This is a genomic window from Thermoanaerobaculia bacterium (assembly GCA_035260525.1).
Classification (GTDB): domain Bacteria; phylum Acidobacteriota; class Thermoanaerobaculia; order UBA5066; family DATFVB01; genus DATFVB01.
In genome coordinates this window covers 1-7,395 of the sequence record DATFVB010000087.1, presented here as the reverse complement: position 1 = coordinate 7,395, position 7,395 = coordinate 1, and the positions used below count along the sequence as shown (strand labels likewise).

General features: G+C 70.1%; 7 protein-coding genes. 5 read left to right on the top strand and 2 right to left on the bottom strand.

Annotated elements, in window-relative coordinates; translation table 11 throughout:
* Both VKH46_04175 and VKH46_04170 read left to right on the top strand, forming a co-directional pair.
* Positions 1 to 614, top strand: a 614-nt coding sequence (locus VKH46_04175) for an ATP-grasp domain-containing protein (protein HKB70016.1), incomplete at its 5' end; no start/stop codon positions are given.
* A gap of 259 nt (positions 615 to 873) precedes the next feature.
* Entirely contained in the window at positions 874 to 1,248 is a 375-nt protein-coding gene (locus VKH46_04170) for a hotdog domain-containing protein (protein ID HKB70015.1), read from the top strand.
* Between the two features lie 264 nt (positions 1,249 to 1,512).
* Here VKH46_04170 and sixA read toward each other — a convergent pair whose 3' ends face one another.
* Together sixA and VKH46_04160 are read right to left on the bottom strand one after the other, a co-directional pair.
* A complete protein-coding gene (gene sixA / locus VKH46_04165; protein ID HKB70014.1) occupies positions 1,513 to 1,998 on the bottom strand; it encodes a phosphohistidine phosphatase SixA in 486 nt (161 codons plus the stop codon).
* A 228-nt stretch (positions 1,999 to 2,226) separates the two neighbouring features.
* Entirely contained in the window at positions 2,227 to 3,168 is a 942-nt protein-coding gene (locus tag VKH46_04160) for an FxLYD domain-containing protein (protein HKB70013.1), read from the bottom strand.
* 47 nt (positions 3,169 to 3,215) lie between these two features.
* On the opposite strand from VKH46_04160, the gene VKH46_04155 reads away from it, so the two are divergent.
* The 3 genes from VKH46_04155 to VKH46_04145 form a co-directional block, all read left to right on the top strand.
* Complete coding sequence (locus VKH46_04155; protein ID HKB70012.1) at positions 3,216 to 5,696, top strand: PilT/PilU family type 4a pilus ATPase; 2,481 nt, start codon at positions 3,216 to 3,218, stop codon at positions 5,694 to 5,696.
* Positions 5,693 to 6,784, top strand: a complete 1,092-nt coding sequence (locus VKH46_04150) for a type IV pilus twitching motility protein PilT (GenBank protein HKB70011.1) — start codon at positions 5,693 to 5,695, stop codon at positions 6,782 to 6,784. The genes VKH46_04155 and VKH46_04150 overlap by 4 nt, the downstream gene beginning before the upstream one ends.
* Positions 6,785 to 6,866: 82 nt before the next feature.
* The coding region (locus VKH46_04145) for a hypothetical protein (protein HKB70010.1) at positions 6,867 to 7,395 on the top strand (529 nt) is incomplete at its 3' end.

Genomic DNA, 7,395 nt, shown 5'->3' with positions numbered 1-7,395 from the left:
TCCTCGAGCGCTTCGTGGATTTCGAGACGGAGATTTCCGTCGTCGTCGCCCGCGCGCTCGACGGCACGCTCTCGGACTTCGGCGCGATCGAGAACGAGCACCGCCGGCACATCCTCGACGTCTCCCGGGCGCCCGCCGGCGTCGGCCGGGACGTCGCGGCCGAGGCGGTGCGGATCGGGCGCGCGATCGCCGAGCGGCTGGACGTCGTCGGCGTGATCTGTGTCGAGTTCTTCGTGGACCGGCGAGGGAGCCTTCTCGTCAACGAGCTCGCTCCCCGCCCGCACAACTCGGGGCATCTGACGATCGACGCGTGCGTCACGAGCCAGTTCGAGCAGCAGCTGCGCGCCGTGTGCGGCCTTCCTCTCGGATCGAGCGAATACCTGCGCCCCGCGGCGATGGCCAACCTCCTCGGGGACCTCTGGGGAGAAGGCGAGCCGGACTGGGAAGCCGTCTGCGCGATCCCCGACGTGAAGCTCCATCTCTACGGGAAGAACGCCGCCCGTCCGGGGCGCAAGATGGGGCACCTGACGGCGCTCGCGGACACGGCGGACGCGGCGCGCGAAAAGGTGCTCCGCGCGCGGGAAGCCCTGGCTCATACGAGCGTCGTCCGATGATCGGCCATCCACCCTCACCCGGCTCGCTCGAGCTCACGCTCGACCCCTCGCCCGGCCGCCGTTGGCGGCCACTCTCTCCCAACGGGAGAGGTAGCGCCGATGCGTCGCTCCGCGACGCGGCCTCTTTCCGCTCGCCGGCCTCTCCCCTCGAGGGAGAGGCGGGGAGAGAAGGGCGCGAGCCTCTTTTCACCTCTCCCCTCGCGGGAGAGGTCACCGCGCCCAAGCTCGGCACGAGCGAAGGCGGGTGGGTGAGGGAGAATTGATCCCCCCGCGCGAGCCGGCGATCCGCGTCGTCCTCATGCCGAAGGATACGAACGCGCACGGCACGATCTTCGGCGGCGTGATCCTCTCCTACATCGACCAGGCGGGAGCAGTCGAGGCGAAGAAGCACCGGACCGAGTTCCTCGTGACGATCGCGATGCGCGAGATCGTCTTTCACCAGCCGGTGTACGTGGGGGACCTCGTTTCCTTCTACACGGAGCTCGTGCGCATCGGGAACACGTCGATCACGGTGCGCGTCGAGGTCGTCGCCAACCGCGGCAACGAGCCGGGCGTGCAGGTGAAGGTCACGGAAGCCGAGGTGACCTACGTGAATCTCGGCAAGGACGGCAAGCCGAAGACGATCCCTCGCTAGCGGGGGCGCGGCGACCTGCCGGGCGGCAGCCTTGGCGAAGGCGGATGCATCGAGCCGGACGGGCGCGGGCCACCCGGCGAGTCCGGATTCGCCTCTCCCTCGATGGGAGAGGCCGCGGCGCGAAGCGGCGCGGGTGAGGGTGATTCGCCGACTTCCCGGCCCCGGCCCCTCACCCTCGCGCCTGCGGCGCTCGACCTCTCCCACGAGGGGAGAGGTCGTACGGCGCCACCGCCGGAAACGCCGCGTTGGTTCGGAGATTTCGCGTTACTGAATTCTCTGGGCCAAAGCCGGCGACATCAGCCACTTCAGCTCCCCCGGAGGAGTCGGATGGCTGCCGGAAAAGGAGATCCGAGCAATCGCCGCCTTCTTCATCGGCACTTCCACGTCTTCCCGGCCCGTCACCGCCAGGCCGAGGAGGCGTCCGAGGTGCGGCATGTGTCCGACGAGGACGACGTCGTCCCAGCGGTCTCGTGCGAGCTCCACCAGGACCTTGCGGGGATCGGCGTTGGGGGCGAGAGCGGCCGATGCCGTCAGCGTCGCTTTCGAGAATCGCGCGGCGACGAGCTCCGCGGTCTGCTTCGCCCGCCGGAGCGGGCTGTGCCAGATCGCCTGCGCTTTCCCGACCTCCGCAAATGCCCCCGCCACGACCTTCATCACCTCGCGGCCCTTCTCGGAAAGCGCGCGATCGGCGTCCTTCCCGGAGGGCGCCGAGACCTCCGCATCGGCATGACGCAGGAGATACAAATTCATGAGTCGCTCACCTCTCCCGGCGGGCCTTCGCCGCGCCGAAGTGGCTTCGGCCACGCAGGCGGGAGAGGTCGCCGCACCGAAGCTCCGAAGGAGCGCCGGCCGGCGGGTGAGGGAGGTTTCGAGCAACCCTCCGGGAATTCCATCGACCGAGCGCCCCTCACCCGCGGCTTCGCCGCGGCCTCTCCCGCCGGGAGAGGCGAAAACGGGAGCGCCGCTCGTCCTCGCTCTTCAATTCTGCGGCGGCGGCGGCGGGGGCGGCGGCGTTTCTTCGTGAGCGCCGGGAATGTAACCGGTGTGGATGTCGCCCGTGGGCTCCATCGGGGCGTTCGCCGGCGGCGGCGCGTAATCCGGCTGCGGCCTGTACGCCGGCTCCTTCTTCACCGGGGCCGGCGGCGGTGTTGCGGGTTTGGCGGGCGCGGCCGGGGCGCTTCCCGGCGCGGCCGCGCCGGGAGCGGGGGCGGCCCCCGCCGCGGCTCCCGCCGCCGGGCGCGGAGCGGGCGCCGGGCTCGACCAGCGCGGAGTGAACCGCAGGGTCGCGGCCTTCGCGGCCATCGGCAGGCTCGCCGTGAACGTGGCCGACGAGCCCGCGTCGAGCGAGCCCGCCGAAACGGCCGCGGTCGTGCTCGCGACGACTTTGCCGGTCGCGTCCATCGCGGCGATCGAAAGAGCGACGTTGTTCGCCGGGACCTTTCCGGAATTGCGCAGCGTCCCCTTGACCGCCACCGCGTTTTCGGTCGGCCGCTGGTCGAAGTCCACGACGTCGAGCTTCGCGTCTCCCCCGGCGTCGGCTTCGGTCCCCTCTCCGGCGCCGGATTCCGGCTCGGCGCCCTCGAGCGTGTGGGTGACGTCCGCGTCGCCGATCTTCAGCCGCGCCTTCGCATTGCCCTTCTGGGCCCGGGCGGCCTCGACCGGCGTGAGCGCCGCCGCCGGAACCTCCGGCGCCTGAGCGGGACGCCGGGCCGCGCGCGTGGCCGGCAGGTCGATGTCGGCGGCGGCGACCGAGACGACGGTCCCGTCCTTCAGGGTCATCACCGCCTGCGAGCCGCGGAGCACGTACGGTTTCGAGAGCTCGAGGGTCTTGCCGCCCTTCAGGACGACGACCTCGTTGGCGGCCGCCAGAGCGGCGGCGCAGAAGAGCGACAGCAGGGCGACCGTGAGGTTCTTGGTCATGGCGGTATGGATCTCCTTCGGGAATTTTACACCGTATACTTTCTCCAATGCTGACCCGGCCGAAGTCCTCGCTGTCGGAGGAGAACCGCGCCCTTCTCGACCGCATCCGGCACAAGCAGTGGAAAACGCCCGCGGAACGCGACGACTGGCTGCGGCGGATGTCGTCCGTGCGCGGCCTGGCGCCGGAGGACGCCGCCTTCTTCCTCGTCGATCCCGACCCGGCCTTGCGGACGGCCGGCGCGGCGATCGTCAAGGCCATGCCGCCCGAAGCCGGCGCCGAGGTCCTGCTCACCGCGCTCGCCTCCCAGCCGGAGCCGCAGCGCCGCAAGACGTTCGACGCCGCTCTGCAGCTCCTCGGGGGAGACCTCTCCCCCGAGCGCGCCGCGGCGATCGCGGCCGACCCGCGCGCCGCCGTCGCCTCCGCCGTTCTCGACTGGATCCGGGAGAAGCAGCAGCCCCGTTTCCTCTCCGCGATCGAGCCGGCGCTCTCCGCCGCGTCGAGCGCCGTCCGCCGGCGGGCCATGGCCGCCGCGGAGGCGATCGGGACGGCGCAGGCAGCGCCGCTCGCCGTTCACGCGATCGCCGACGAGGACGAGGAAGTCCGCTTCCGCGCGGCGTCTCTCCTCGCCCGCCATCCCTCCGAGCAGGTGTTCCCGGCGCTCCTGAAAGCGTCGTCCGACACGTCGGCGCGCGTGCAGCAGGCGGTCGCCAAGGCGATCGAGCCGATCGTCGCCGCCGGAGCGCGCGCGTGGCAATCGCGCGTCATGCCGCTCATCTCCGACACGAACCCGCGCGTCCGTGAGAACGCGATCGGCATCCTGAGGCAGCAGGAGCCCCGGGCGGTCGTCGAGGCTTTCATCGGGTCCTTCAAGGACGTGTACGGCCCGCCGCGCGACCGGGCCATCCAGGTCTTCCAGGAGCTCGGCGGCCCGTTCCTGTCCGCGCTCGCCGATCGTGCCGATGATCCGGACCAGGGCGCGGCGAACCTCGCGGCGTCGATCGCGGTGATGCTGCGGTCGCCGGAAGTGGTGCCGCTCTGCGTGCGGTTGCTCAAGCAGCCCGACTGGTGGCTCCGGCACCGCGCGAGCGAGGCGCTCGCGACGATCAAGGACGACCGCGGCCTCGAGCCCCTGATCGAGATGCTCGACGACCGCGAGTCCGACCTGACCGCGGCGGCCGCGCTCGGGCAGTGGGGCACGCCGAAGGCCCTGCCGGGCCTGCTCGCCGCCTACAAGAAAGCGACGATGGACCTCCGGCTCGAGATCCTCGAAGCATTCTCGAAGATCCCGGACGCGCGGGTGCCGGCGCTCCTCCAGAACATCTCGGGAGTCGACCCCGAGCCGGTCGTGCGCGAGAAGGCCGTGCGTCTGCTCCGGGGGCTCAAAGGGGAAGGCGCCGAAGCCGCCGCCGAGATCGCCACCCTTTTCGAGCCCGTCGACCTCGCCGGGCTCTCCGAGGTGACGCTCTCCGACCTGCTGAGGCACGCGCGCGCGATCGAGGCGTCGGACCTGCACCTGGCCGTCAACGCGATCCCGCACGTGCGCGTGTACGGGGTGATGACGCCGCTGCCGCTCGCCCCGCTTTCCGAGGAGGCCGTCGAGCAGATGCTCCATCCCGTCCTCAGCGAGACGCAGCGGGCGGCGCTCGCCGAGAACCGGACGCTCGACTTCTGCTACAAGGCGGGACCCCTCGGCCGTTTCCGGACGAACATCTTCTACCAGCGCAAGGGGCTCGACGCGGTGTTCCGCCTGATCCCGGCGGACGTCCCGACGCTCGACGACCTCGGCGTCCCGCGCTCGCTCTGGGAGCTCGCGGAGTACTCGCAGGGTCTCGTTCTCGTCACCGGACCGGCCGGCTGCGGGAAGACCACGACGCTCGCGGCCTTCGTGGACCGCATCAACCGGACGCAGAACTCGCACATCCTCACCGTCGAGGACCCGATCGAGTACGTCCACCGGAGCCGCGAGTCGCTCGTCAACCAGCGCGAGGTCGGGACGCACACCGAGTCGTTCGCGAAAGCCCTGCGCCAGGCCCTTCGCGAGGACCCGGACGTGATCATGGTCGGCGAGATGCGCGACATCGAGACGATCTCGCTCGCGATCACCGCGTCCGAGACGGGGCATCTCGTCTTCGGAACGCTCCACACGGCGACGGCGCACGGCACGATCGACCGGATCATCGACGCGTTCCCCGCCGGCCAGCAGGGGCAGATCCGCCAGATGCTGTCGGATTCCCTCCGCGCCGTCGTCTCGCAGCACCTCGTCCCGCGCCGGGACGGCCGCGGCCGCGTCGCCGCGTTCGAGATCCTGCGCAACACGCCGAACGTGGCGGGCCTGATCCGCGATGCGAAGACCTTCCAGATCTCCTCGGCGATCCAGACCGGCTCCGGCGCCGGGATGCAGACGATGGACGCCGCCCTGCTCAGGCTCGTGCAGGAAGGCAAGGCCGATCCGCGGGCCGCGTACGACCGGGCGCTCCGGAAGGATCCGTTCGAGCCCTTCCTCGAGCCGGAGGGACCGGCGGCATGAGCGCCAACCCCAACTACAGCCAGATCGACCGTTTCCTGTCGATCCTCATGAAGCGCGGCGGATCGGACCTCCATCTCACCGTCGGCGAGCCGCCGATCATCCGGATCGACGGCGAGCTCGAGCGGGTTCGCTACCGCGTCATCGGCGAGGGGGATTACTACAACATGCTCTCGGCGATCACGCCTCCGGACCTGTGGGCGCGCTACCAGCTCTTCGGCGACGTGGACTTCGCCTACCAGATGGGGAACGAGGCGCGGTTCCGGACGAACCTCTTCAAGCAGGAGCGCGGGTCGGCCGCGCTCTTCCGGCTGATCCCCCCGAAGGTCCCGACGGTCGAGGAGTTGAACCTCCCGCCGGCGATCGCGGATCTCGCCGCCGCCTCGCGCGGGCTGATCCTCGTGACGGGACCGACGGGATCGGGCAAGTCGACGACGCTCGCCGCGATCCTCGACCGGATCAACCGGCGCCACTCCCGCCACGTCATCACGATCGAGGACCCGGTCGAGTTCGTGTACACGAACGACAAGTCGATCTTCACGCAGCGCGAGCTCGGCCAGGACGTGACGGATTTTGCGAGCGGCGTGAAGGCGGCGCTGCGCGAGGATCCCGACGCGCTGCTGATCGGCGAGATGCGCGACGTCGAGACGATCCGGATGGCGCTCACGGCCGCGGAGACCGGCCTCCTCGTCTTTGCGACGCTCCACACGAACTCCGCCTCGAAGGTCGTCAACCGCATCATCGACGCCTTCCCGCACGAGGAGCAGGACCAGGTGCGCGTCGTCCTCGCCGAGACGCTCCGTGCGGTCGTCGCGCAGCAGCTCTTGAAGAAGATCGGCGGGGGCCGCATCGCCGCGTTCGAGATCCTGCTCGGGTCCTCGGCGCTCTCGAACATCATTCGCGAGGGGAAGACGGGCATGATCATCACCCAGATCCAGACCGGCCGGAACCGCGGGATGGTGATGATGGACCAGTCGCTCCAGGAGCTCGTCAAGTCCGGAACGATCTCGGCCCAGGACGCCTTCGAGCACGCCTTCGAGAAGGATCAGTTCAAGGCATGGCTCGCGGGGGCGGGGATTCAGCGGGTTTGAGCGGTCGGCCATTTCGCTGAAGAGCTCGCCGTCCTCCCGACAAACGGTCGCGTTCGAAGCCGCCGCGATCACCCTGCACCTCATGCTCGCCCTGACGCTTCGGGCGACGGCGTGGCCCGAGGTGACGACGCCGGCGTATCTCTGGTCGCGCGGCCTCCTGATGTACCGCGACATCAAGTTCGTCCACACGCCGGGGATGATGGGGTTGCTCGCGCTCGCGTTCCATTTCTTCGGCGTCCACGCGACGGTCCTCCGTGGATTTGCCCTGATCGGACCGCTCGCCGCCCACGGCTTCCTTCTGGCTGAAACCCGGGGCTTCGCCCTCGCCCACCGCTCGATCGCCTCGATCTTTCTCCTGAGCTTCCTCTACGGGTGGCAGGGGAACTCGGTGTGGCCGGTGCCTCTGCTCGCGGCTTTTGCGATCCCGGTAGCGCTCGCCCTCGAACGCGGGTCCTGGGCCCGGGCGGGGCTCCTCATTGGCACCATGATTCTCATCAAGCAGACGAGCGCATATCTTCTGCTCGTCGTCCTCGTTGCCGTCGTTCTCTCCCGGCATCTTCGCCGGGCCGCACGGGTGCTCGCGATCGCCTCGCTCCCCTATTTCGCCGCGG